A 23,118-nucleotide genomic window follows, 5' to 3' on the forward strand; every position below is an offset into this window, starting at 1 on the left:
AGTCAGGGGAGTCCTCCTGATCGGGCCCCTATGCTCGGGGCGTGCGAGGGGCGCGAAGGGCCGGTTCGAGCTGGCGGAACAGGCCGCGCGTCGCCGCCTCAATCATACCGAGCACCGCATCGAACATCTCCGTGCCGGCGTAGTAGGGGTCGGGCACGTCCTGGGTCGAGGCGTCAGGGTCGAACGCGAGCAGCAGCGTGACCTTGCCCTCCTCGTCTTCATCGTGCGCCCACTCGCGGAGGATGCGCTCATGGGTGCGGTCGAGCGCCACGACCAGGTCGTTGTCGGCGAAGGATGCGGTCGTGAACTGCTTCGCTCGGTGCTGCGAGCCGTCGTAGCCGCGGCGGGTGAGGGAGTCGATCGTGCGCTGATCGGCCCTTTCTCCGAGGTGCCAGTCGCCCGTTCCCGCGCTGCGCGAGACGATCCGCGACCCCAGACCCTGGCGCTCTGCGAGATCGCGGAAGACGACCTCCGCCATCGGGGAGCGGCAGATGTTCCCCGTGCACACGAAGATCACGCGGAAGGGATCCGGGGATGTCACCGTTCCATTCTGCCGGTCTCCGGCTCATCCCGCAGTCTCATCCTCCACATTCAGCCTCTGGAGTGACCTGTCCACCGTCGTCGCCGTTCCGCGGATCGCGGCCCCGCACGTCGATCGCGGATCGTGGATGCTGGCCGCATGTACGCATTCGCCATCGCAGACACCGGCGGCTCAGAGGCGGCCTGGGCCCTGATCCTCGCCGGTCACGCCGTCGACGAGGCCGTCCAAGCGCTGGATGCCGTCGGGGCCGCACTCGACCCGCTGATCGCCGACACCGAGTGGGAGTCCGAGGGTGTGCGGGCCCTCCGACGCGAGCTCCTCGGCTATCGCGACGGCGCGGCGGCGGAGGTCGCGCGTCTGCACGAGAGGTCTCGGGAGATGGAGAGGGCGCTGGCATCGTGAGCGGCGGGATGGAGATCGACCACGGCGGAGCGATCTGCGTCGACCCCGAGTCGCTGCGGGAGGTCGCGGCGCGGCTGGCGGCGCTCGCGACGGACATCGACGGAGCGCGCTCCTCGATCATGCGGGCCCATCGCATCATCGTCGACGCCCCTGGGGCGGGCGAGCAGGTCGACACCGTGGCGCTCTGGGCGAGTGGAGAGCGCGCGGAGGAACTGCGGTCTGAGTGCGATTCGGCCGTGATCGGGATCAGGCTGATGGCCGATGTCTACGAGTACGTCGAGCTGCAGGCAGAGGCCGACGCGCTGGCGCTCGCCCACGACGCCGGGGCCGATGCGCTGCGCCGGAGGATGGAGCGGCTCGCCGACGGAGACGCCCGCATCCCCGACATGGCGACTCTGCTCGTGCAGGGCTGGAAGGACGAGCGGTTCCGAGGGCTCGACAGCCAGTTCGACCTCGGCGGGCTGCTGGCGCCGCTGTTCCTCGGGGCCAGCGCGGTCGGCGCCACGGGCCTCGGGGTGATCCCGGCGGGGTCGCGCCTCACGGGCACGGCCGATCCCGTCTCGGTGACGCCCGTGCGCACCTCCTCGCCGTCGGGCGCGCCCGCCGGGGCCGCCGATGCCCTCCGCAGGATGCCGAGTGCGGCGGGCGCGCAGATCGCCGTCGAGAAGTACACGATGCCCGGAGGGGAGGCGAGGTATGTGACCTACCTCTCGGGCACGCAGAACGCCTGGCCGCAGTCGCTGCTCGGCGGGAAGGAGCCGTGGGACATGAAGTCCAACCGAGAGCTCTACACGGGCCGGCGGTCGTCGTCCTATCAGGCGACGCTCGACGCGCTCGCGGCGGCCGGGGCGAAGCCGGGCGACGAGGTCGACGTCGTCGCCCACTCGCAGTCGGGCATGATCGCCGCGCACCTCGCGATGGAGTCGGACTACGACGTGAAGGTGCAGATCACCGCGGGGAGTCCGGTCGAGCCCGCTCTCGGCGACGATCAGACCATCGTCCAGTTCCGGCACACCGACGACCTCGTCTCGAGTCTCGCGGGTGGCGGTTCCCCCGGGGGCACGGGCTCGGCCGACAGCGTCACCGTCACGCGCGAGGGCGACCCGCGCGACGGCATCCAGGACGCGGGGCTGGAGACCCATCAGCTCCGCACCTACATCGAGACGGCGGAGATGGCCGATGCCTCCGGCGACCCGCGGATCGAGGCGCTCGGCGAGTTCTGGGCCGACCTCGACGAGGCCGTCGAGGTCGAGCGGACCGAGTACCGGGCGACGCGGGACTGACCGATGGCGCACACGAGAGGAGCGCGCCGACCAGTCAGGGCGGGGGAGTCAGTCGCGGCGGGACTTCTTGGTCTGCGGGCGGAGGATGAAGCCGAAGACGCCGTTGATGACCGAGATGATGAGCGCGGCGAGCACGCCCCACCAGAAGTCCCCGACGGTGAGACCCCAGCCGAATCCGCTCGTGATCCACGCCGTGAGCCACAGGAGGAACCCGTTGATCACGAAGCCGATGAGGCCGAACGTGATGATGTAGAGCGGGAACGCGACGATCTTCACGATCGTGCCGATGATCGTGTTCACGAGGGCGAAGATCGCCGCCACCGCGAGCAGGGTCAGCACGAGCTGCAGGGTCTCGCCGGGCGCGAAGGCCTTGATCTGCACCTGCAGCGCGGGGATCAGCGTCACCACCCACAGGGCGAAGGCGTTCACGACGACACGGATGATGAAGCGCATAGTCCCTCCAGTCTCACACGAGGACGCCGAGATGTCAGCGGGGTGCCTCGGTCTCAGCCGATCGACACGGCGACGGCTGCGTCGACCCCAGGCGGCTCTCGTCCCGTCTGCGCGCCTGCGTCTCCCCTCCACGGAGCCCGAGGGTCTCGGCCGCGGACTCGTAGACTCATGACCGTGACCGACCCGATCCTGCCGCGCATCCGTCCCGCCATCGCCGCCCTCGCGCCGTACCGCCAGGGCAAGCAGGCCGGCCCCGATGCGTACAAGCTGTCGAGCAACGAGAACCCCTTCGAGCCGCTGCCGTCGGTCCTCGACGCGCTCCAGCACACGACGCCGATCAACCGCTACCCCGACGCCACCGCCGGACGCCTGCGCGAGCGCCTCGGCATCCGCTTCAGCGTCGATCCGAACCAGGTCCACGTCGCCGCCGGAAGCGTCTCGATCCTGCACCAGCTCATCCTCGCCACGGCATCCGTCGGCGATGAGGTCATCTACGCGTGGCGCTCCTTCGAGGCCTACCCGAGCCTTCCTCTGGTCGCGGGGGCGACCGGCGTCCAGGTCCCGCTGACCGCCGACTTCCGCCACGACCTCGACGCGATGGCGGATGCCGTCACCGACCGCACCCGCGCGATCATCCTCTGCACGCCGAACAACCCGACGGGGCCGATCATCACGAGCGACGAGTTCGCGAACTTCGTGGCCCGCGTCCCCGGAGACGTCCTCATCGTCCTCGACGAGGCGTACGCGGAGTTCGTCACCGCCCCCGGCGCGGTCGACGGACTCGCCGAGCGCGTCTTCGAGCGGCACCCCAACGTCGTCGTGCTGCGCACCTTCTCCAAGGCATACGGTCTCGCGGGGCTGCGCATCGGCTACGCGATCGGCAACGAGAAGGTGCTCGACGCCGCCCGCAGCACTGGCATCCCCCTCTCCGTGACCTCCGCGGCCGAGAACGCCGCCATCGCCAGCCTCGACGCCGAGTCCGAGCTCCTCGCCCGCGTCGCCGAGATCGTCGAACGCCGCACGCGCCTCGTCGAGCGTCTCCGCGCCCAGGGGTGGGATGTGCCAGACGCTCAGGGCAACTTCGTCTGGCTGCCGACGGGCGACCGGACGGATGCCGTGGCCGCGCTCTTCCTCCAGAACGATCTCGTCGTCCGGCCGTTCGCCGGCGACGGCATCCGCATCTCCGTGGGCGAGGACGCGTCCATCGCCCGCGTGCTCGACGTCGCCGCGACAGCCCTCTGACCGGGGATTCTTCGGGTTCCCGACAGATACAAGGGCGTCCTAGGTATGCGTGCCGGGGCATGCGGGCGCGGGTAGCGTAAGAGCCGTGACTACCTCCGAGACCCCCCTCGTGCGCGTCCTCGACGCGACCGGACGGTTCGCCCCGTCGGATGCCGCCGAGCGCTACCTCCCGCTGATCGAGAAGATCAGCGATGCGGAGCTCGAGCAGTTCTACCGTGACATGGTCGTCATCCGGGCCATCGACACCCAGGCGACGAACCTGCAGCGTCAGGGCCAGCTGGCGCTGTGGCCGCCGAGCCGCGGCCAGGAGGCGGCCCAGGTCGGCTCCGGTCGCGCCGCCCGCGCGCAGGACACGATCTTCCCGTCGTACCGCGAGCACGCCGTCACCCGCATCCGCGGCGTCGATCCGGTCGACATCATCAAGCTCATGCGCGGCGTCTCGCACGGCGGCTGGGACCCGACCGACCCGAAGAACGGCAACACCCGGCTCTACACCCTCGTGCTCGGCTCGCAGGTGCTGCACGCCGCGGGCTACGCGATGGGCCTCTCCTTCGACGACCGCACCGGCACGGGAGACCCCGAGCGCGACGAAGCGGTCATCGTCTACTACGGCGACGGCGCGTCCAGCCAGGGCGACGTGCACGAGGCGATGGTCTTCGCCGCCAGCTACCAGGCCCCGACGGTGTTCTTCCTGCAGAACAACCACTGGGCGATCTCGGTGCCGGTCTCGACCCAGTCGCGGGTGCCTCTCGTCGAGCGCAGCGCCGGCTACGGCATCCCCAGCGTCCGCGTCGACGGCAACGACGTCCTCGCCAGCTACGCCGTCTCGCGCGTGGCCCTCGACGAGGCCCGCGCCGGCGGCGGACCCCGCGCGATCGAGGCCGTGACGTACCGGCTCGGCGCGCACACCACCAGCGACGACCCCACGAAGTACCGCGGCTCCGAGGAGGAGCAGTCGTGGGCCGAGCGCGACCCGATCGTGCGGATGCGCGCGTTCCTGGAGAACCGCGGAGCCTCGGCGGAGTTCTTCGCCGAGGTGGAGGCAGAGGGCGCCGACGCCGCGGAGGACCTCAGGGCGCGCACCGTGGAGCTGGGCCCGCCCAGCGCCGACAAGATCTTCGATCACGTCTACAGCGAGCCGCATCCGCTGATCGCCGAGCAGAAGGCGTGGCGAGCCAGGTACGAGGCGTCGTTCGACGGGGGCGACGCGTGACCGCGGCGTTCTCGGCATCCGAATCTCGGACGGATGCCGTTTTCTCGGACGATCCGTGCCGCAGCATCCGATATTCCTGCAATCGTCCGAACTCCGTGAAGGGGCACCAGGCATGACTCTCGAGACGATGCCGTTCAGCAAGGCCCTGAACGCGGGGCTCCGGGCGGCCATGGAGAACGACGACCGGGTCCTGCTCATGGGCGAGGACATCGGCAAGCTCGGCGGTGTCTTCCGCGTGACGGAGCACCTGCAGCGCGACTTCGGCGACCGCCGCGTGCTCGACACCCCGCTCGCCGAGTCGGGGATCGTCGGCACCGCGATCGGACTCGCCATGACCGGGTTCCGGCCCGTCATCGAGATCCAGTTCGACGGCTTCGTGTTCCCGGCGTTCGACCAGATCACCACGCAGCTCGCGAAGCTCACGAACCGGCACGAGGGCAGGCTCTCGCTCCCGATCGTGATCCGCATCCCGTACGGCGGGCACATCGGCGCGGTCGAGCACCACCAGGAGAGCCCGGAGGCGTACTTCGCGCACACCCCGGGTCTGCGCGTGGTGTCGCCGTCGACGCCGAACGACGCGTACTGGATGATCCAGGAGGCGATCGCCTCGAACGATCCCGTGATCTTCATGGAGCCGAAGAGCCGCTACTGGACCAAGGGCGAGGTGGAGCTCGACGCGTCCGCGGCGCCGCTGCACTCGTCGCGCGTCGTGCGCACCGGCACCGACGTCACGCTCGTCGGCCACGGCGCCATGGTCACGACCCTGCTGCAGGCCGCCGCGCTCGCCGAGGCCGAGGGCACCAGCTGCGAGGTCGTCGACGTGCGCTCGCTGTCGCCCATCGACTACGAGCCGATCCTCGACTCGGTGCGCAAGACCGGCCGCATGGTCTACGCCCAGGAGGCGCAGGGCTTCACGAGCCTCGGCAGCGAGGTCGCCGCGACCGTGATGGAGCGGGCGTTCTACGCGCTGGAGGCTCCCGTGCTGCGGGTGTCGGGCTACGACACCCCGTTCCCCCCGGCGAAGCTCGAGGGCGCGTACCTCCCGGATGCCGACCGCATCCTCGAGGCCGTCGACCGTTCGCTGGCCTACTGATGTACAACTGGCGCTCCAGAACTCCGGAGAATTGCGCCCCTTCGCCGCTGAATCTGCGTCAGAGTGGGGATCAGGCCGTGGATCTCCGGAGTTTCGGACGAGGCGCCAGCCGAAAGGACTCGAAATGAGCACGCAGAACTTCACCCTCCCCGACGTCGGCGAAGGCCTCACCGAGGCCGAGATCGTCGCCTGGAAGGTCGCCCCCGGCGACGCGGTCGCGATCAACGACGTCATCTGCGAGATCGAGACGGCCAAGTCGCTCGTCGAGCTCCCGTCCCCACACGCGGGGGTCGTCGGTGAGCTGCTCGTCGCCGAGGGGACGACGGTCGAGGTCGGCACCCCGATCATCAGCTTCGTGACGGATGCCGCTCCCGCTGCGCCCGCGGCCCCTGCCGCTCCGGCAGCTGAGGAGGGCGGCGGCTCCGTGCTCGTCGGCTACGGCTCTGGCGGCGGCGCCACGTCGCGCCGCAAGCGCCCGGCCGAGCGCCCGGTGCGCTCGTCGGTCGGCGTGATCGCGAAGCCGCCGATCCGCAAGCTCGCCCGCGACCTCGGCGTCGACCTCACGACGGTCACCCCGACGGGAGCCGACGGCGAGGTCACCCGCGACGACGTGATGAAGCACGCCTCCCAGGCGAGCGTGTTCCGCAACATCGAGACGCCCGAGTGGGGCGCCGTCCGTGAGGAGACCGTGCCCGCCCCGCAGAGCGCGCCGGTGGGCCTCGCCCGAGGTCTCGCTCCGGCTCCGGCATCCGCTCCGCACGCCGACGAGCCGGGTCGCACCGAGTCCATCCCGGTCAAGGGCGTCCGCAAGGCGACCTCGTCGGCCATGGTGCAGAGCGCCTACTCGGCCCCGCACGTGACGGTGTGGAAGGAGATCGACGCGAGCCGCACGATGGAGCTCGTCAAGCGGCTCAAGGCCTCCCCGGACTACGCCGACATCCGCGTCTCGCCGCTGCTCATCATGGCGCGCGCCGTGATCTGGGCGGCCCGCCGCACCCCGATGGTGAACGCGGCGTGGGTCGAGACCGAGAACGGCGCCGAGATCGTCGTGCGCCACTACGTGAACCTCGGCATCGCCGCGGCCACCCCGCGGGGACTCCTCGTGCCGAACATCAAGGACGCGCAGGACCTCGGCATGAAGGACCTCGCCCGTGCCCTGAACCGTCTCACGCTCACGGCGCGCGAGGGCAAGACCAGCCCCGCCGACCAGCAGGGCGGAACCATCACGATCACCAACATCGGCGTGTTCGGGATGGATGCCGGCACCCCGATCATCAACCCCGGCGAGGCCGGCATCGTCGCCATGGGCACGATCAGCCAGAAGCCGTGGGTCGTCGACGGCGAGGTGCGCCCCCGCTGGGTGACCACGGTCGCCGGCTCGTTCGACCACCGCGTGATCGACGGCGACGGCATGAGCCGCTTCATCGCCGACGTGGCGAGCGTGCTGGAGGAGCCCGCGCTGCTCGTCGACTGAGGTCGGCCGTTCAGGTCGGACGCCCGCGCCGTCGGAAAACGGAGACCGACCTGCTGATCTCCGGCGTGTCGTGGCGTGCAACGCCGGGGCGGATCGAGTTCGTCTCTGTTTTCCCACCGCGCCCCCGCGCCCGGGAAGCCGGATGCCGGGGCTTACCCCCGCGCCAGCCGCCGCTCGGCCAGCAGCGGCACGGCGCGCTCCCGCGCCGCACGCCGCGCCGTCGCGACGGCGCCGAGCGAGACCACCTCGGCCCCGAGCGACGAGGCGAGCAGTTCGGGGGCGGGGAGGTGCAGCTGTGACGGCAGCACGGCGCGGGCGGCGGCCAGCACGGGCTCGATGCTCTCGGCGACGGCGCCGCAGATGATGACGCGGGCGGGGTCGTACATGCTGCCGAGCACACCGACGATGCGGGCGACGGTCTCGCCCAGCTGGCCGGCGATGAGCAGGGCGTCGGCGTCGCCTGCGGCGGCGAGGGTCAGGACGAGGCGGGGGTCGATCCGCTCGGCGTCGACGAGCCGGCCGATCGGGCTGCCGGCGTCGACCTCTCCGGTGTCCACGGCGGCGAGCAGCTGATGGTGCAGCGCCGGACCGAGGCCGAACGCCGAGCCGACCCCGATGATGTGATCGAACACGACGCCCTCGCCGACGCCGCCGTGGGCGCCGTGCAGCAGGTGGCCGTCGACGACGACGCCGCCGCCGAAGCGCTCGCCGGCGAGCAGGGCGACGTAGTCCCGGCATCCGATCGCCGCGCCTTGCGCGCCCTCGGCGACGGCGGCGAGCAGGGCGTCGTTCTTGATCTCGACGACCGGCGCCCAGTCGCGCAGCGCTGTGGCGAGCCCCGGGTTCGTGCGCTCCCAGAACCCCTCCGGATGCGGGGGTGAGATGCCGTCGCGGGTGACGGGGGCGGCGACGCCGACGCAGATCGCGAGGAGATCGTCGCGGGTGCGACCGGCTTCGGAGAGGGCGTCCTGGAGGCGTTCGAGGATGATCGCCAGACGCTCCTCCGGTGTCTCCTCGGGGTCGACATCGGTGCGGTGCTGCACGAGCGTCGTCTGCAGCGGGTCGGCGACGGTCACGGCGAGGTGCGTGTCTCCCGCGTCGATGCCCACGACGACGCCCAGATCGGGCATCAGGGCGAAGCGCCGCGCCGGCCGCCCCGCGCGGTAGGCGCCGACCGCACGGGCGTTCGGGAGTTCGCGCAGGATCTGCCCGCTGACCAGGGTGTCCACGGCATCGATCGCGGTGGATCGGGTGAGAGAGGTGGCCGCCATGACCTCGGTCGCGGTGAACTCGCCGGCGGTCCAGGCGAAGTCGAGGACGGCCCCGACGCTCGCGCGTCCGGTGCCCAGATCTGCAGAAACTTCTGTCACGGCTCTTGACCTGCCCTCTTCTCCAATGAGAGAGTACCGTCCGACGAAGTAAATTCGCTCACTAGATTTAGTCTACGGATCTACCAATCGGAAGGACGACGGTGTCTGTGAAACCCCAACGACTCGCGGCCGGTGCGACCGCGCTGATCATGATCGGCGCCGCACTCACGGGCTGCGCCGCGGGAGACGGTCGCGAGACCATCCGCTTCACCTTCAGCAAACGTGAAGCGATCGAGTTCATGACGAACCTCGTGGCCGAGTACAACGCATCGCAGAGCGACGTGCGCGTCGAGATCGACACCTCGGGCGTCGACGTGGTCTCGGCCAGCTTCGTGCGCGGCAACCCGCCCGACATCATGCTCGCCAACTACAACTTCGAGATCGCCCGGTTCGTGCAGCGCTGCGCGCTCACCGATCTCGGAGACACGGATGCCGCGGCATCCGTCCGCGACGACCTCCAGCCCCTCATGGACCAGTACGGCTCGTGCGCCGGACGCACCAGCGCCCTGCCGTACTCGGTGATGGCGGCATCCGTCATCTACAACAAGGAGATCTTCGCCGCCCAGGGCATCGAGGTCCCGCAGACCTGGGACGAGCTCATCGCGGCGTGCGACCAGCTCAAGGCCGCGGGCATCACCCCGTTCTACGCGACCTTCAAGGACGACTGGACCGTCGGGCAGGGCTGGTACGACTACTCCCTCGGCGGCTCGATCGACGTGATCGACTTCTTCGACGGCATGAACGCCGAGGGCGCCGACGTCGGACCCGACTCGACCGTGTCGTTCCAGAACGACTTCGCCGAGCCGATGGACAGGATGCTCCAGCTGACGAAGGACTACGTCAACGAGGACGCACCCAGCCGCGGCTACGGCGACGGCAACCTCGCCTTCTCGAAGGGCGAGGCCGCGATGTACCTGCAGGGTCCGTGGGCGTTCAGCGAGATCGCGAAGACGGCCCCCGACCTGCAGCTGGGCACGTTCCCGCTGCCGATGACCGACGACCCCGACGATCTCGCTGTGCGCGTCAACATGGACCTCGCCGCCATGATCCCCGAGGGGTCGCGGCACCAGGAGGCCGCACGCGACTTCCTGGAGTTCCTGTACGAGCCGCAGAACATCGAGGCCTACAACGAGTCCCAGCTCGGCTTCACGCCGACCGAGAATGCTCCGGCACCGAGCGATCCGCGCATCGCCGGGATGATCGACTACTACGACGACGGCCGGATCTACCAGGGTCCGTCGGTGCTCGTCCCGAAGACGATCCCCGTCTTCAACTACGCCCAGGCGATGGTGCTTGGTGCAGACCCGAACACGACACTCCGCACGATGGATGCCGACTGGGCGCGCGTCGCCTTCCGCGCACCGGTCGTGAAGACCGAGACAGAGGAGTCCGGCGAATGAGCACCACGACCACGATCGTCACCTCGGGCGACCGCACCGTACGGCGCAGCTCGCGCCGCGTCGAGCCGATCTACTACCTGTTCCTGCTCCCGACGCTGCTGCTGTTCACGCTCGCGATCACGCTGCCCGGGGTCATCGGCATCTTCTTCAGCTTCACCGACTCGATCGGCATCGGCGACTGGAGCTTCAACGGGCTCACGAACTACATCGCCGTCTTCAGCGACCCGGCGATCCTGCAGAGCTATCTGTTCACGTTCGGCTTCTCGATCGCGACGGTCATCGTCGTCAACATCGTGGCCTTCCTGCTCGCGGTGGGGCTGACATCCCGCATCCGCTTCAAGACAGGGCTGCGCACGGTGTTCGTGATCCCGATGGTGATCTCGGGCATCATCATCGCCTACGTCTTCAACTTCCTGTTCTCGAACTCGCTCCCTGCGGCTGGCGCGGCCACCGGCATCCCGTGGCTGGAGACGAGCCTGCTCGCCAACCCCGACCTCGCCTGGGTGGCCATCGTGATCGTGACCGCGTGGCAGGCGGTCCCCGGCACCCTGCTGATCTACATCGCCGGTCTCCTGTCGGTGCCGGGCGAGGTCTACGAGGCCGCGTCGATCGACGGCGCCAACAAGACCCAGCAGCTCACCCGCATCACCGTGCCGCTCGTGGCGGGGTACGTGGTGATCAACATCATCCTCGGGTTCAAGGGCTTCCTGAACGCCTACGACATCATCGTCGGCCTCACCAACGGCGGCCCAGGCACCTCCACCCGCAGCGTCGCCATGACGATCATCGCGGGCTTCAACGGCGGCGACTACGCCTACCAGATGGCCAACGCGACCATCTTCTTCATCGTCGCCATCCTCATCTCCCTGCTCCAGCTCTCGATGACCCGCGGAAGGAACGCACTCTGATGTCGACGCAGACACTCACCACCGTCACCGCCTCCGGCCGCAAACCCCGCATCAGGATGGAGAGGGTCAACTGGTCGGGAACGATCATCCTGATCCTGTGCGCGGTCACCGTGCTCCTGCCGCTGTACGTGACCATCTCGATGGCGTTCAAGACGACCTCCCAGGCCGTCGACGGCAACGCCTTCTCCCTGCCGGCGCCCTTCAGCATCGAAGGGTTCGTCGCCGCCTGGAACCTCACGAAGTTCCCCGTCGGCGCCGGCATCTCGCTGCTCGTCACCGCCGGCACCGTCGTCGCGACCATCCTCCTCGCCGCGCTCGCCTCCTACGCGATCGTGCGCAACTGGGATCGGAAGCTCTTCCGGTACTCGTTCTTCTACCTGCTCGCGGCGATGTTCATCCCGTTCCCCGTCGTGGCCCTCCCGCAGATCCAGCTCACCGGACGCGTGGGGCTCGACAACCCGTTCGGCGTGATCATCCTCGCCACGATGTTCCAGCTCAGCTTCAGCGTGCTGCTGTTCACGGCGTTCCTGCGGTCGATCCCCATGGAGCTCGAGGAGAGCGCCCGCATCGACGGCGCGACGACGTGGCAGACGTTCTGGAAGCTGATCTTCCCGCTGCTCGCGCCGATGAGCGCCACGGTCGGCATCTTCGCCTTCCTGTACGCCTGGAACGACTTCATGATGCCGTCGCTGATCATCTCCGATCCCGCACTGCAGACCCTTCCGGTGCGGCAGAACCTGTTCCAGACTCAGTTCAGCAACAACTACAACGTGTCCTTCGCCTCGTACCTGATGGCGATGGCCCCGGCGATCCTTGCCTACCTGTTCACGCAGCGCTTCGTCATGGAGGGCGTGACCCAGGGCGCCGTCAAGGGCTGAGCCGCACACCCGCAGAACCACCCACAAGAAAGAAGGAGCACGACCCCTCATGACCGACGCTCTCCTCGTCGAGACCCGCACCGCCGACACCGCCGCATGGTGGCGTCAGGCCGCCGTCTACCAGATCTACCCGCGGAGCTTCGCCGATGCGAACGGAGACGGCCTGGGCGACATCCCCGGCATCCTCTCCCGCGTCGACTACCTCGAGAAGCTCGGCATCGATGCCGTGTGGCTCAGCCCGTTCTACCCCTCGGCTCTCGCCGACGGCGGCTACGACGTGGCCGACTACCGCGACGTCGACCCCCGCCTCGGCACGCTCGAGGACTTCGACGCCATGGTGGCAGCCCTCCACGCCCGTGGCATCAGGGTCGTCGTCGACATCGTTCCCAACCACACGTCCGACCTGCACGCGTGGTTCCAGGAGGCGCTCGCCGCAGGGCGCGGCTCCGCCGCCCGTGAGCGCTTCATCTTCCGCGAGGGGAAGGGCGAGAACGGCGAGCTTCCTCCGACCGACTGGGTGTCGGTGTTCGGCGGCTCCGCCTGGGAGCGGGTCGAGGACGGGCAGTGGTACTTCCACAACTTCGCCGTCGAGCAGCCCGACCTCAACTGGGACAACCCCGAGGTGCGCGAGGACTTCCTGACGACGTTGCGCTTCTGGTCGGACCGCGGGGTCGACGGCTTCCGCATCGACGTCGCCCACATGCTCACGAAGGATCTCAGCGAGCCGCTGCCCAGCCGCGCAGAGCTCGACGCGATCCCGCAGGACGGCAACCACCCGCTGATCGACCGTGACGACGTGCACGAGATCTACGCCGAGTGGCGCCGCGTGTTCGACGAGTACGACCCGCCGCGCACGGCCGTCGCCGAGGCGTGGGTGTCGACGCCGGAGCGCCGCGCGAAGTACGCCTCCGCCGAGGGGCTGGGGCAGGCGTTCAACTTCGACCTGCTCGTCGCCGACTTCGACGCGGAAGAGTTCCGCACGATCATCACCGACAACCTCGCGCAGTCGGACACGACGGGATCCTCGACGACCTGGGTGCTCTCCAACCACGACGTCACCCGTCACGCGACGCGCTACGGCCTGCCGGCGCTGAACGGACGACACGTCAAGCAGGGCACCGAATGGGTCGCCGCCGGGGGGCCGGACGAGGGCATCGACCGCGAGCAGGGCCTCCGCCGCGCGCACGCCGCGACCCTGCTGCTGCTGGGCCTGCCCGGCAGCACGTACCTGTACCAGGGCGAGGAGCTCGGCCTCCAGGAGGTCGCCGAGATCACACCGGAGGAGCGTCAGGACCCGACGTTCTTCCGCGGCGGCGAGTTCGACGGACTGGGCCGTGACGGTTGCCGCGTGCCGCTGCCGTGGACGGCATCCGGGCCCTCCTTCGGATTCGGGGCCGTCGAGGCGCACCTGCCCCAGCCGGCGTGGTTCGCCGCGTTCGCCGCAGACGTCGAGGCCGCGGATCCCTCGTCGACGCTGTCGCTGTACCGCGAGGCGCTGCGCCTGCGTCGGGTGCTGCAGGCCGACGAGAGCCTGCAGTGGATCGAGACCGGCCGTGCCGACGTGCTGCGCTTCGCCCGCCCGAACGGCTGGCAGGTCGTGACGAACTTCGGCACGGAGCCGTTCGACCTCGGGAAGGATGCCGTCGACGTCGTGCTGGGCGCCCTCGACGGCGGTGCGGTGCCTGGCGAGTCCACGGTGTGGATCGCCCCGGCGGGCCTCATCGGCTGACGCCCGTCCGCTGCACGCGCTGCGGGCCTGTCGGTCGTCGAGATCGGCGGGCCCGCATCGCCCTGCGGGGCCAGGTGGCGCCGGTTCACACCACCGCGGTGTTCGGCAGCGAGCTCACGGTCGGCGTGACGTATGCGCGGCGTCGGGCGGAGATGTCGGTGGGGCGGGCGCTCCGCGGCACCGTGCGGTCGACGGCGATCACCTCGAACTCCTGGATCTGCGCGGGCTGCACGGGCGTGAGATGGATCATGCAGATCAGTTCGCCCCGGACGCCGGGGAGGGACCAGGTGACGTCGGCCGGCGTGGCGGAGGACAGGATCTCGGGCGCATCGGACCCCTCGCGGAGTCCGCCGACCTGGGAGATGAGCTCGTCGATCGCTGCTCTGCGCTGGGCGAGCCGGCGGTCGAAGTCGATGTTGTCGGCGAAGATCTCGGCCGCGGCGCCGTCGTCCCACGAGCGGACCAGCCCGTCGGCCGCGGCCATCAGCCGACGCGTCTCCGGCCACAGTCGGACCACCCGCGCCGGGGTGGCGTTGACGGAGAGCGTGCGGAGCAGCGCATCCTCGGACAGCCCGACCGGGTTGCCGCGATGGCTGTTGGTGAGCACGATCACCCCGGTGCCGGAGGAGGCGTGCCACACGATGTTCAGGATGAACCCCGGGAGCCCGCCGCTGTGCGACACGATCGACCCGCGGTGCAGGTCGTGGCGCACGAAGAGGCCGAGCGCGTAGCCTCCCGCCACGAACTTCCAGGTCCCCTCGGGCCGTGCCTGCAGCGACGGGATGTCGACCTGATGGATGCGCTGCAGCTCGCGCCGCGTCGCCCTGGCGACGATCGCGTCATCGCCGCCCGGACGGGTCGCCGCCGCGAGGAACGCCACCCAGATGCTGAGGTCGTTGATCGTGGAGTGCATGCCGCCGGCGGCGGCCATCGCATCGGAGACCTGGGGAGGGAAGGCCACCCAGTTCCCGTCGGCATCCAGCGAGTACCCGACCGCGCGATGGAACCCGCCGTCGGGTGCGCGGTTGTCGAACCAGGTGCGGGCCATGCCGAGCGGGCGCAGGATCTCCTCCGTGACCCAGTCCTCCACGCGCATGCCGACGGCCTTGGCGACCGCGAGACCGGCCATCGTGAAGCCGATGTTCGAGTACTCGAAGACCGTTCCCGGGTGGTTGCTGTAGGCGAGACCCGGTCTGATCCGATCCACGAGCTCGGTCTCGCTCAGACCGAGGAACGGATCGACCCAGGAGTTGTCCTCGGTGAGGCCCCCGCTCATGCTGAGCAGCTGTCGCAGGGTCGGCGCGGCGGCGGGCTCGTCGCCGACGGTGCCGTGCCACTCGGGGAAGAAGTCCGTGATCGGCGCCTCGATGTCGAGAAGACCGCGGTCCCTGGCCAGCAGCGCCCCCAGTGCGACGAAGCTCTTCGTGATCGACGCGATCGGGAACACGGTGTCGGCATCCGGCGCCCTGTCGTCGGCGTCGGCGGCGCCGAACCCCCGGCTGTGCGCGAGTCCGTCCGGGCCGACGAGCCCGTACACGAGCCCCCGGGCCTGACCCGCTGCGGTGTACTGCCCGAAGAAGGCGTCGAGCTGATCGACGAGGGGGACGGCCAAGGTTTCACTGGACATGGGGCTCCTTCGGTCTGTTCGTCCAGGCTCCCGTGCCGCGGCGCGCGACACAATGTCCCGGACGACCGAGAATCGATGTCGGCGTGTGCACCACGACGAAGATTTGATAATGGTTCTCATTAGCGTTTAGAGTGGGAGCATGCACAAGCCCCTCGCCGCTCTCGCCCTCGTCTCCGTCGCCGCTCTCGCGCTCTCGGGCTGCGCAGGGTCGACCTCGGGGGCTTCACCCACGGGGGGAGCGGATGCCGGCGGCATCCGCGTCGTCGCGTCGACCAACGTGTACGGATCCATCGCCGCGGAGATCGGCGGCGACCGGGTCGACGTCACCTCGATCATCGACAACGCCGCGCAGGACCCGCACTCCTACGAGGCCACGGCCCGTGACCGCCTCGCCGTGCAGAAGGCCGACCTCGTGATCGAGAACGGCGGAGGCTACGACGCGTTCGTCGACACGCTGCTCGAGGACGCCAAGGACCCGGCCGTCGTCACCGCGGTGGAGTACTCGCACGACTACCCCGGCAACGAGGGGCACGACGCGGATGCCGAGGACCACGCCCACGACCACGGCGATGAGGCCGACGGCCACGCAGGACACGACCACATCGAGGGCTTCAACGAGCACGTCTGGTTCGACCCGCACACCATGACCCACGTCGTGGAGGCCATCGCCGAGGAGTTCACCGAGCTCGACCCCGATGGCAAGAGCGACTTCGAGGCCAACGCCGCGAAGATCACCGCCGAGCTGGAGGGCTTCGAGGGCGACCTGGAGACGCTGAAGACCGAGGCCGCAGGAGCAGAGGTCTTCATGACCGAGCCGCTGCCCGGCTACCTCGTCGAAGCCGCAGGACTCACCGACGCGACCCCCGACGGGTTCGCCGAGTCGGTCGAGGAGGGCACCGACGTCGCACCGGCCACCCTGCTCAAGGCGCTCGACGTGATCAAGGGCGGCTCGGTGCGCGCCCTGCTCGTGAACGCGCAGACCGGAGGCTCCGAGACGCAGCGCGTCGAAGACGCGGCGAAGGAGGCGGGCGTGCCCGTCGTGTCCTTCTCGGAGCTGCTGCAGGACGGATCGTCGTACGCTGAGTGGATGCGTGACGCGATCAAGAACCTCGCCGCCGCCGTCACCCCGTGAGCGGCGCCGGGGAGGGCGTCGCCGCGCCCGTGCTGGAGATCAGCGGCGCCGCTCTCCACCGCGGCGACCGAGAGCTGTGGTCGGGGCTCGACCTCACGGTGAACCCCGGCGAGTTCATCGCGGTGCTGGGGCCCTCCGGCTCGGGCAAGACCACGCTGCTGCGCAGCATCCTCGGTCTGCAGCCGCTGTCGGCCGGGACGATCACCGTGGCAGGAGAGCCCGTTCGCCGGGGGAACCCGCGCATCGGGTACATCCCGCAGCAGCGGTCCATCCCCGCGGACACCAGCATGCGGGCCCGCGACCTCGTCGCCCTCGGCGTGCAGGGCAGCCGCTTCGGGCTGCCCCTGCCGCACCGCGGCGACCGGGCGAAGGTCGACCGCCTCCTGGAGTCGGTCGGCGCGGCGCACTACGCCGAGCGCCGGGTCGGACTCCTGTCGGGGGGAGAGCAGCAGCGGCTCCGCGTCGGTCAGGCGCTGGCCGACGAGCCCTCGCTGCTGCTGTGCGACGAGCCGCTCTCCGCCCTCGACCTCGCGAACCAGGTCGCGGTGACCGACATCATCGACCGCCAGCGACGCGACCGCGAGGCCGCTGTCCTGTTCGTCACGCACGACATCAACCCGATCCTCGGCAGGGTCGACCGCATCCTCTACATCGCCGGCGGACGCTTCGTGCTCGGCACCCCCGACGAGGTGCTGCAGACGAGGGTCCTCACCGATCTCTACGGCACCCCGGTGTTCGTGCTCAGGGCCGGCGACCGGCTGGTGGTCGTCGGGGTCCCTGACGTCGAGCCTCACCACGCGCACGACGAGGAGGGCGCCGCATGAACTGGGGTGACGTCTTCTCCTTCCAGGACTACGGCGAGCTCGTCGCCCTCCTCGCGAACTCGATCATCGCCGGCGCCGTGCTCGGCATCGTCGGCGGCCTGATCGGCGTGTTCGTGATGCAGCGCGACCTCGCCTTCGCCGTCCACGGAGTGAGCGAGCTCTCGTTCGCCGGCGCCGCCGCGGCCCTGCTGTTCGGCGGGAGCGTGGTGGCCGGATCCCTCGGCGGGGCGCTCGTGGCCGCGATCCTCATCGGGCTGCTCGGCGCCAAGGCGCGGGACCGCAACTCGGTCGTCGGCGTGCTCATGCCGTTCGGGCTCGGACTCGGCATCCTCTTCCTGTCGCTCTACGACGGGCGCAGCGCCAACCGGTTCAGCCTGCTCACCGGGCAGATCGTGTCGGTGTCGAGCCCCGACCTCGGCTGGCTGATCGGCATCAGCCTCGTCGTCCTCCTCGGCCTGCTGCTCATGTGGAACCCGCTGCGGTTCGACTCGCTCGACCCCGAGTCGGCGGCCGCGCGCGGCGTGCCCACGCGCGCGGTGAGCCTGATCTTCATGGTGCTGCTCGGCCTGATCGTGGCCGTGAGCGTGCACATCATCGGCGCCCTGCTCGTCATGGCGCTGCTGGTGACCCCCGCAGCCGCCGCCATGCGCGTCACCGCCGGGCCGCTGGCCGTGCCGCTGCTCGCGGCGCTGTTCGGCTTCACGGCGGCGGTGGGCGGCATCCTGCTCGCGCTCGCCGGAACCCTCCCGGTGAGCCCGTACATCACCACGCTGTCGTTCCTGATCTACGTCGTGTGCTGGCTCGTGCAGCGCGTGCGCGGGCGGGTGCGCCGGGCCTGACGTCCACGGCTGTTGCTACACTGTAGTGCATGGTAGCGCCGACGAACGTACGCTTCACAGAGGCGGTCAACGATGCACTCACGCGCTTCGTCAAGACCACAGGTCAGACGAAGTCGAGCGTCATCAACAGCGCCGTCGAGGAGTGGCTCCGGATGCAGTTGCACCCGAGCATCCGCTTCCTCGCCGTCGAGACCGGAGAGCGGCGGGCCGCCGTGATCGGCGGTCCCCAGGTCTGGACGATCGCCGAGGCCTGGCTTGCTCACGACGTGAGCGAGCGCAGTCCGCAGGCGCTGGCCGAGACACTGGGCCTGCCGTTGGCGACGATCGACGATGCGCTGAACTACTGGGCCGAGAACCGTGCCGAGATCGACGACGTCATCGAGCGGCACCGGTCCGCACAGGACGAGGCGCTGGCCGCGTGGGAGAGGCGCAGGGCGATTGACGCCGCCTGACATCAGGCTGCTGCTCGACGAGCATTACCCGTCTCGGCTCGCTGCATCGCTTCGCGAGGCCGGGCTCGACGCCACGGCGATCGTGGAGCGCGCGGAGATGCTCGGGGTCGACGACACCTCCGTGTTGCGCGCAGCGAACGGGGAAGGGCGCATCGTCGTCACCGAGGACGTCACGACCTTCGGGATCGCGATGGCGCGGCTTCCCGACCACGCGGGCGTCGTCTTCTGCCACCACGCCCGCTTCCCGCGCACTCGGCCGGGGCTCGAGAGGCTGCGGCGATCGCTGCTCGCTTTCGCCGCAGACCCGCCCCCCGGCATCGGGCGGCCAGGGTTCGTGTGGTGGCTGTCGAGCTGAATCGACTCGGACGCGTCTCGGCTCACACCCGGGCGAGCGCCTCGATGTCTTCCAGGAACTCGGCCGCGGTCTCGGGGGAGACGGTGGTGCGGGTGCCGGCGATCGCCTCGAGGTAGTCCTGCGTGCTCGGTCCGTCGGGGGCGGATGCCGTGGCGCCCGACGCGATGGCCACCTCGAACGCGCGCTGCGAGGCGCTCCGCGCCGCGAACTCGATGTCGGCGGGGGAGAAGCCTTCCGTGCGGTCGACGAGGATGTCGATGTCGACGGCATCCGACACCTGTGCGGGGATGTAGCGGAGCCAGATCGCCGCCCGCGCCGCCCGGTCGGGCAGCCCGATGGGGATGACGTAGTCGAAGCGTCCGTGGCGGAGGAACGCGCTGTCGAGCGCGCGGATGAAGTTCGTGGCGCACACCAGGAGGCGGCCCGGCTGCTCTCGGAAGGTCGGGATGATCTTCAGCAGCTCGTTCGTGACGCCCTGCAGCGGGGACGGCGGCTCGCCGGACCGCTGGGCGGCGATCTCCTCGACCTCGTCGATGAAGACCACGGCGTGCTCGAGCTCGGAGATCTTGGTGAAGGTGTCCCGCAGCGCGCCGGCGAGACCCTTCGGATCGGCGGCCAGCCGCGAGGGGAACACCTCGACGAACGACCACTCCAGACGCGAGGCGATGGCCTTCGCGAAGGTCGTCTTACCGGTGCCGGGAGGGCCGAACAGCACCACGGCGCGCGGTGGCACGACGCCGAAGCTCTCCGCGAGGTCGGGTTCGGCGAGAGGCAGCACGAGCCGCTGCTCCAGGATCTCCTTCTCGCGCCGCATGCCCGACACCGACTCCCACAGGTCGCGCGGCATGAGGCGGCCGCCGAGCTCGGCGAGGGAGGTGAGCTCCTGCCGCTGCACCGGGATGCGCCGCTCGAAGTACTTCAGGTGGTGCTTCGACTCGAACCCGCGCGCCGCGAAGGCGGCGAGCCGCGTCTCGACCTCGGGCATCAGCGCTGAGAGCTTCGTCAGCCCGTGCGGCGCCATGCTCTTCTCCAGGGCGCCGAGGAGCGCCGAGCCGATGCCGCGGTCGCGCCAGGCCTCGTCGATCGCGAAGAACACGACCCAGCCCTGGTCGTGAGCCGCGCGTCCGACCACGGCGGCGATCACATCGTCTCCGTGCACCGCGACGATCGCGTGGTCCTTCTGGCAGGAGGCGACGACCTCGCTGAGGTCGTACACCGGCTCGATGCCGGCGCGCTTGAGCTCCTCCCACAGGTGCAGGATGCCGCCCAGATCGTCGTTGTGGAACTCGCGCAGTCGCCAGCCGGTCATCTGGACTCCCTCGTCTCGGATGCCGCAACGATACCGAGTCGCATGCACCCCGGCCGAACCCGCCCGTAACACTCCCCGCTCCCGCGTCTCTCGCCCCCACCGTCCCGGCATCCTCTCGCCTGCCGTCGAGCGCACGGGTTCTCGCCGAGTGCACGGCTTGTCGACGTGAAGATCCGGTGCACTCGTCGACTTCACGGGAAGTCGACGGGGGCGACGGGAGGGCGGGTGACGGTTCCCAGGCCGGGGAGAACACCGGCGATTAGACTCTCCTTATGGCTCAGCGGAACACCTGGCAGCGCGAACGCGTGCGCGAAGCGCTCGCCGACGCCCGCGGATTCGTGAGCGCGCAGAGCCTGCACGCGAGCCTCCGCGACGACAACACCGGCATCGGCCTCGCGACGGTGTACCGCGCGCTCGCCGGACTCGCGGCATCCGGCGACGCCGACTCGCTGCAGAGCCCCGAAGGGGAGGCGCTGTACCGCGCCTGCACCACCCAGGGGCACCACCATCACCTGATCTGCCGATCCTGCGGTCTGACCGTGGAGATCGAGGCCAAAGACGTCGAGCAGTGGGCGCATCGCACCGCCGCCCTGCACGGATTCACGGATGCCGCGCACGTCGTCGACATCTTCGGACTCTGCACCCCGTGCTCGAAGAAGGCCGCCGCGGCTCGAACCGACCTCGAGGAAGCGAGCGCGTGAGCAGCTCCGCCACCGCGGCGCCGCCCGCTCCGCACGCGCACCGCTCGGCACGCCCGCCGCGCTCTCCGTGGATCGGCGTGGGCCTGGGCGCCGCGATCGTCGCCGCGCTGTTCCTGGTCGACCGCTTCGTTCCGACGCTGTACACGGCATCCCTGCCGCATCGCGCGCAGGACGGCCTGACCCTCTCGATGAGCGTCCTCATCGAGGCGCTGCCGTTCGTGGTGCTCGGCGTGCTGCTGTCGATCGTCGTGCAGGTGTGGCTGCCCGCCGACGTCATCCACCGCTGGCTGCCGAAGAGGGCGTGGGCTCGACGGGCCGTGCTGTCGCTGCTGGGGATGCTGATCCCGGTGTGCGAGTGCGGCAACGTGCCCTTCGCCCGCGGTCTCATGATGCGCGGTCTCGCCCCCGCCGAGGCGCTCACCTTCTTGATCGCGGCGCCGATCGTGAACCCGATCGTGATCCTCACGACGCACGCGGCCTTCGGCTTCGACGACGGCATCCTCGTCGCCCGTCTCGTCGGCGGCTACCTGATCGCGAACCTGATCGGCTGGATCTACAGCCGGCATCCCTCTCCCGACGCCCTGCTCACCCAGCGCTTCGTCGACACCTGTGAGCGCGTCGCGCACGAGCCCGGCACGCCCGTGCGCCGCAGTCTCACGCAGTTCCTCGTCGAGCTGCGCGCCGTGATGCCGGCGCTCGTGATCGGATCCGCGCTCGCCGGGGCCGTGCAGGTGCTGGTGCCGCGCGACGTGCTGCTCGCGATCGGCGCGAATCCGGTGCTGTCGATCGTGGCGATGATGGCCCTGGCCATGACGGTCGCGATCTGCTCCAACGTCGACGCCTTCTTCGCGCTGTCGTTCGCCTCGACGTTCTCGGCCGGCGCCCTCGTGGCGTTCCTGCTGGTCGGTCCTCTGGTCGACGTGAAGATGCTCGCGCTCATGCGCACCACGTTCACCACCCGCACCCTGGCCGGCATCGTCGGCGTCGTGGTGCTCGCCGCCTTCGCGATCGGGATCGGGGTGAACGTCTTTGTCTGAGTCCGCGCACACTCACGCACCGTCCCGGGCCCGTTCGCTGGGCTCCCGGTGGCTGGGCATCGGCCTCGCGACCGTGCTCGCCGTCGTGACCCTCGGGCTCGGCGTCACCGGTCGACTCACGCTCTACATCAGCCCGGAGTCGGTCTGGTTCGCGTGTGCCGCCGCCGTCGTGACCCTGATCGGCGCGATCTGGTCGTGCACCCTGCCGCTCGGCGAGGAGGAGGGGCACGATCACGGCCACGAGCACGCGAGCCCCGGCGCTCTGGCGGCCACGGCCACGGTGACGGGAGGCGTGATCGCCTCCGGCGTCGTCGTCGCGGCGCTCGTGCTGCCCCCCGCCTCGCTCTCGGTCGAGCTCGCCATGTCGCGCGCGGGCGAGTCCTCCGCGCTGTTCGCCGGGGCCGATGACGTCACGCTCGGCGTCGCCGACACCACGAAGTTCGGGGTCGGCGACTGGGCCAGCGTCTTCGCGACCTCCACCAACACCTCCGCCTTCGACGGCACGACCGTGACCCTCACCGGCTTCATCACCCCGCAGGGCAGCAAGGGCGTGAACCTCACCAGGCTCGTCATCACGCACTGCGTGATCGACGCGCAGCCCGCGAACGTCCCGGTCACGATCACCGCCGGCGAGTTCAAGACCGGTCAGTGGGTCAAGGTCACCGGAGCCGTCAAGGCGGATGCCGACGGCGCACTGCACGTCGAGCCCACCTCGGTCGAGGCGATCGACGAGCCGGGGGATCCGTATGAGTACTGACGACGAGCGGCCGGACGCCCCTGCGGTGCCGCGCACGCGCGCCGAGATGCGCGCGGCGCGAGAGGCTGCCGCTGCCGCTGATACGTCGGGCGCGGATGC

Annotated in this window: 23 protein-coding genes; 18 read left to right on the forward strand and 5 right to left on the reverse strand. The window is 70.0% G+C overall.

Features of this window, described 5'->3' with window-relative positions:
* Positions 1-28 precede the first annotated feature (28 nt).
* Positions 29-478: a low molecular weight protein-tyrosine-phosphatase gene (locus CQ047_RS17550; protein WP_258132734.1), complete on the reverse strand. Its 450-nt coding sequence runs from the start codon at positions 476-478 to the stop codon at positions 29-31.
* Between the two features lie 201 nt (positions 479-679).
* Between CQ047_RS17550 and CQ047_RS17555 the strand changes: the two genes are divergently transcribed.
* Both CQ047_RS17555 and CQ047_RS17560 read left to right on the forward strand, forming a co-directional pair.
* A complete protein-coding gene (locus CQ047_RS17555) occupies positions 680-943 on the forward strand; it encodes a hypothetical protein (protein ID WP_105677264.1) in 264 nt (87 codons plus the stop codon).
* An 8-nt stretch (positions 944-951) separates the two neighbouring features.
* The gene (locus CQ047_RS17560; protein WP_105677265.1) at positions 952-2,226 is read left to right on the forward strand and encodes a hypothetical protein; all 1,275 of its coding nucleotides are present in this window, start codon (positions 952-954) and stop codon (positions 2,224-2,226) included.
* 48 nt (positions 2,227-2,274) lie between these two features.
* Here CQ047_RS17560 and CQ047_RS17565 read toward each other — a convergent pair whose 3' ends face one another.
* Entirely contained in the window at positions 2,275-2,679 is a 405-nt protein-coding gene (locus tag CQ047_RS17565) for a phage holin family protein (RefSeq protein ID WP_105677266.1), read from the reverse strand.
* A 168-nt stretch (positions 2,680-2,847) separates the two neighbouring features.
* On the opposite strand from CQ047_RS17565, the gene CQ047_RS17570 reads away from it, so the two are divergent.
* From CQ047_RS17570 to CQ047_RS17585, 4 genes are all read left to right on the forward strand, one after another.
* Positions 2,848-3,921 (forward strand): histidinol-phosphate transaminase, encoded by a 1,074-nt coding sequence (locus CQ047_RS17570; protein ID WP_374954075.1) that lies wholly within the window; start codon positions 2,848-2,850, stop codon positions 3,919-3,921.
* An 85-nt stretch (positions 3,922-4,006) separates the two neighbouring features.
* Positions 4,007-5,134 carry a pyruvate dehydrogenase (acetyl-transferring) E1 component subunit alpha gene (gene pdhA / locus CQ047_RS17575; protein ID WP_105677268.1) on the forward strand — a complete coding sequence of 376 codons (1,128 nt, stop codon included), beginning with the start codon at positions 4,007-4,009 and terminating at the stop codon, positions 5,132-5,134.
* 112 nt (positions 5,135-5,246) lie between these two features.
* Positions 5,247-6,227, forward strand: coding sequence for an alpha-ketoacid dehydrogenase subunit beta (locus CQ047_RS17580; RefSeq protein WP_105677269.1), 981 nt, complete (start codon positions 5,247-5,249; stop codon positions 6,225-6,227).
* Positions 6,228-6,351: 124 nt separating this feature from the next.
* Positions 6,352-7,701 (forward strand): dihydrolipoamide acetyltransferase family protein, encoded by a 1,350-nt coding sequence (locus CQ047_RS17585; RefSeq protein WP_105677270.1) that lies wholly within the window; start codon positions 6,352-6,354, stop codon positions 7,699-7,701.
* A 152-nt stretch (positions 7,702-7,853) separates the two neighbouring features.
* Here the strand turns inward: CQ047_RS17585 and CQ047_RS17590 are convergent, their stop codons facing one another.
* Positions 7,854-9,071: an ROK family protein gene (locus CQ047_RS17590; protein WP_105677271.1), complete on the reverse strand. Its 1,218-nt coding sequence runs from the start codon at positions 9,069-9,071 to the stop codon at positions 7,854-7,856.
* A 149-nt stretch (positions 9,072-9,220) separates the two neighbouring features.
* On the opposite strand from CQ047_RS17590, the gene CQ047_RS17595 reads away from it, so the two are divergent.
* Genes CQ047_RS17595 through CQ047_RS17610 form a run of 4 tightly spaced genes read left to right on the forward strand, consistent with a single transcriptional unit; the run spans position 9,221 to position 13,986 of the window.
* Positions 9,221-10,471: an ABC transporter substrate-binding protein gene (locus tag CQ047_RS17595; RefSeq protein ID WP_105677293.1), complete on the forward strand. Its 1,251-nt coding sequence runs from the start codon at positions 9,221-9,223 to the stop codon at positions 10,469-10,471.
* Complete coding sequence (locus tag CQ047_RS17600; protein ID WP_105677273.1) at positions 10,468-11,379, forward strand: carbohydrate ABC transporter permease; 912 nt, start codon at positions 10,468-10,470, stop codon at positions 11,377-11,379. The genes CQ047_RS17595 and CQ047_RS17600 overlap by 4 nt, the downstream gene beginning before the upstream one ends.
* Positions 11,379-12,257 (forward strand): carbohydrate ABC transporter permease, encoded by an 879-nt coding sequence (locus tag CQ047_RS17605; protein WP_105677274.1) that lies wholly within the window; start codon positions 11,379-11,381, stop codon positions 12,255-12,257. The genes CQ047_RS17600 and CQ047_RS17605 overlap by 1 nt, the downstream gene beginning before the upstream one ends.
* A gap of 49 nt (positions 12,258-12,306) precedes the next feature.
* Positions 12,307-13,986: a glycoside hydrolase family 13 protein gene (locus tag CQ047_RS17610; protein ID WP_105677276.1), complete on the forward strand. Its 1,680-nt coding sequence runs from the start codon at positions 12,307-12,309 to the stop codon at positions 13,984-13,986.
* Positions 13,987-14,071: 85 nt separating this feature from the next.
* Here CQ047_RS17610 and CQ047_RS17615 read toward each other — a convergent pair whose 3' ends face one another.
* Positions 14,072-15,613 (reverse strand): serine hydrolase, encoded by a 1,542-nt coding sequence (locus CQ047_RS17615; protein ID WP_181155998.1) that lies wholly within the window; start codon positions 15,611-15,613, stop codon positions 14,072-14,074.
* 139 nt (positions 15,614-15,752) lie between these two features.
* Here CQ047_RS17615 and CQ047_RS17620 point away from each other — a divergent pair, with 139 nt between their 5' ends.
* The 5 genes from CQ047_RS17620 to CQ047_RS17640 are packed head-to-tail and all read left to right on the forward strand — an operon-like array spanning position 15,753 to position 19,215.
* The gene (locus tag CQ047_RS17620) at positions 15,753-16,745 is read left to right on the forward strand and encodes a metal ABC transporter solute-binding protein, Zn/Mn family (protein WP_105677280.1); all 993 of its coding nucleotides are present in this window, start codon (positions 15,753-15,755) and stop codon (positions 16,743-16,745) included.
* Positions 16,742-17,569 (forward strand): metal ABC transporter ATP-binding protein, encoded by an 828-nt coding sequence (locus tag CQ047_RS17625; protein ID WP_105677281.1) that lies wholly within the window; start codon positions 16,742-16,744, stop codon positions 17,567-17,569. The genes CQ047_RS17620 and CQ047_RS17625 overlap by 4 nt, the downstream gene beginning before the upstream one ends.
* Complete coding sequence (locus CQ047_RS17630) at positions 17,566-18,408, forward strand: metal ABC transporter permease (RefSeq protein ID WP_105677282.1); 843 nt, start codon at positions 17,566-17,568, stop codon at positions 18,406-18,408. Before CQ047_RS17625 ends, CQ047_RS17630 begins: the two co-directional genes overlap by 4 nt.
* 29 nt (positions 18,409-18,437) lie before the next feature.
* A complete protein-coding gene (locus CQ047_RS17635) occupies positions 18,438-18,860 on the forward strand; it encodes a hypothetical protein (RefSeq protein WP_105677284.1) in 423 nt (140 codons plus the stop codon).
* Positions 18,847-19,215: a DUF5615 family PIN-like protein gene (locus tag CQ047_RS17640; RefSeq protein WP_105677285.1), complete on the forward strand. Its 369-nt coding sequence runs from the start codon at positions 18,847-18,849 to the stop codon at positions 19,213-19,215. The genes CQ047_RS17635 and CQ047_RS17640 overlap by 14 nt, the downstream gene beginning before the upstream one ends.
* Positions 19,216-19,237: 22 nt before the next feature.
* Here CQ047_RS17640 and CQ047_RS17645 read toward each other — a convergent pair whose 3' ends face one another.
* Positions 19,238-20,524 carry an ATP-binding protein gene (locus CQ047_RS17645; RefSeq protein ID WP_105677286.1) on the reverse strand — a complete coding sequence of 429 codons (1,287 nt, stop codon included), beginning with the start codon at positions 20,522-20,524 and terminating at the stop codon, positions 19,238-19,240.
* Between the two features lie 272 nt (positions 20,525-20,796).
* Here CQ047_RS17645 and CQ047_RS17650 point away from each other — a divergent pair, with 272 nt between their 5' ends.
* The 3 genes from CQ047_RS17650 to CQ047_RS17660 are packed head-to-tail and all read left to right on the forward strand — an operon-like array spanning position 20,797 to position 23,019.
* A complete protein-coding gene (locus tag CQ047_RS17650) occupies positions 20,797-21,225 on the forward strand; it encodes a Fur family transcriptional regulator (protein ID WP_105677287.1) in 429 nt (142 codons plus the stop codon).
* Complete coding sequence (locus CQ047_RS17655) at positions 21,222-22,262, forward strand: permease (RefSeq protein ID WP_105677289.1); 1,041 nt, start codon at positions 21,222-21,224, stop codon at positions 22,260-22,262. Before CQ047_RS17650 ends, CQ047_RS17655 begins: the two co-directional genes overlap by 4 nt.
* On the forward strand, positions 22,255-23,019 hold the full coding sequence (locus tag CQ047_RS17660) for a TIGR03943 family putative permease subunit (RefSeq protein WP_223585588.1): 765 nt from the start codon (positions 22,255-22,257) through the stop codon (positions 23,017-23,019). Before CQ047_RS17655 ends, CQ047_RS17660 begins: the two co-directional genes overlap by 8 nt.
* The last annotated feature ends 99 nt before the right edge of the window (positions 23,020-23,118 follow it).

It is taken from the genome of Microbacterium sp. MYb72, from assembly GCF_002979415.1.
In the GTDB taxonomy this organism is placed as follows: Bacteria; Actinomycetota; Actinomycetes; order Actinomycetales; family Microbacteriaceae; genus Microbacterium; species Microbacterium natoriense.

What these genes read in the sequence shown, in the direction of transcription:
- CQ047_RS17630 (WP_105677282.1), top strand. Translation starts at nt 17,566, where the DNA reads ATGAACTGGGGTGACGTCTTCTCCTTCCAGGACTACGGCGAGCTCGTC.
- CQ047_RS17610 (WP_105677276.1), top strand. Translation starts at nt 12,307, where the DNA reads ATGACCGACGCTCTCCTCGTCGAGACCCGCACCGCCGACACCGCCGCA.
- CQ047_RS17615 (WP_181155998.1), bottom strand. Translation starts at nt 15,613, where the DNA reads ATGTCCAGTGAAACCTTGGCCGTCCCCCTCGTCGATCAGCTCGACGCC.
- CQ047_RS17565 (WP_105677266.1), bottom strand. Translation starts at nt 2,679, where the DNA reads ATGCGCTTCATCATCCGTGTCGTCGTGAACGCCTTCGCCCTGTGGGTG.
- CQ047_RS17645 (WP_105677286.1), bottom strand. Translation starts at nt 20,524, where the DNA reads ATGACCGGCTGGCGACTGCGCGAGTTCCACAACGACGATCTGGGCGGC.
- CQ047_RS17585 (WP_105677270.1), top strand. Translation starts at nt 6,352, where the DNA reads ATGAGCACGCAGAACTTCACCCTCCCCGACGTCGGCGAAGGCCTCACC.
- CQ047_RS17595 (WP_105677293.1), top strand. Translation starts at nt 9,221, where the DNA reads ATGATCGGCGCCGCACTCACGGGCTGCGCCGCGGGAGACGGTCGCGAG.
- CQ047_RS17650 (WP_105677287.1), top strand. Translation starts at nt 20,797, where the DNA reads ATGGCTCAGCGGAACACCTGGCAGCGCGAACGCGTGCGCGAAGCGCTC.
- CQ047_RS17560 (WP_105677265.1), top strand. Translation starts at nt 952, where the DNA reads ATGGAGATCGACCACGGCGGAGCGATCTGCGTCGACCCCGAGTCGCTG.
- CQ047_RS17580 (WP_105677269.1), top strand. Translation starts at nt 5,247, where the DNA reads ATGACTCTCGAGACGATGCCGTTCAGCAAGGCCCTGAACGCGGGGCTC.
- CQ047_RS17635 (WP_105677284.1), top strand. Translation starts at nt 18,438, where the DNA reads ATGGTAGCGCCGACGAACGTACGCTTCACAGAGGCGGTCAACGATGCA.
- CQ047_RS17605 (WP_105677274.1), top strand. Translation starts at nt 11,379, where the DNA reads ATGTCGACGCAGACACTCACCACCGTCACCGCCTCCGGCCGCAAACCC.
- CQ047_RS17570 (WP_374954075.1), top strand. Translation starts at nt 2,848, where the DNA reads ATGACCGTGACCGACCCGATCCTGCCGCGCATCCGTCCCGCCATCGCC.
- CQ047_RS17600 (WP_105677273.1), top strand. Translation starts at nt 10,468, where the DNA reads ATGAGCACCACGACCACGATCGTCACCTCGGGCGACCGCACCGTACGG.
- CQ047_RS17620 (WP_105677280.1), top strand. Translation starts at nt 15,753, where the DNA reads ATGCACAAGCCCCTCGCCGCTCTCGCCCTCGTCTCCGTCGCCGCTCTC.
- CQ047_RS17555 (WP_105677264.1), top strand. Translation starts at nt 680, where the DNA reads ATGTACGCATTCGCCATCGCAGACACCGGCGGCTCAGAGGCGGCCTGG.
- CQ047_RS17550 (WP_258132734.1), bottom strand. Translation starts at nt 478, where the DNA reads ATGGCGGAGGTCGTCTTCCGCGATCTCGCAGAGCGCCAGGGTCTGGGG.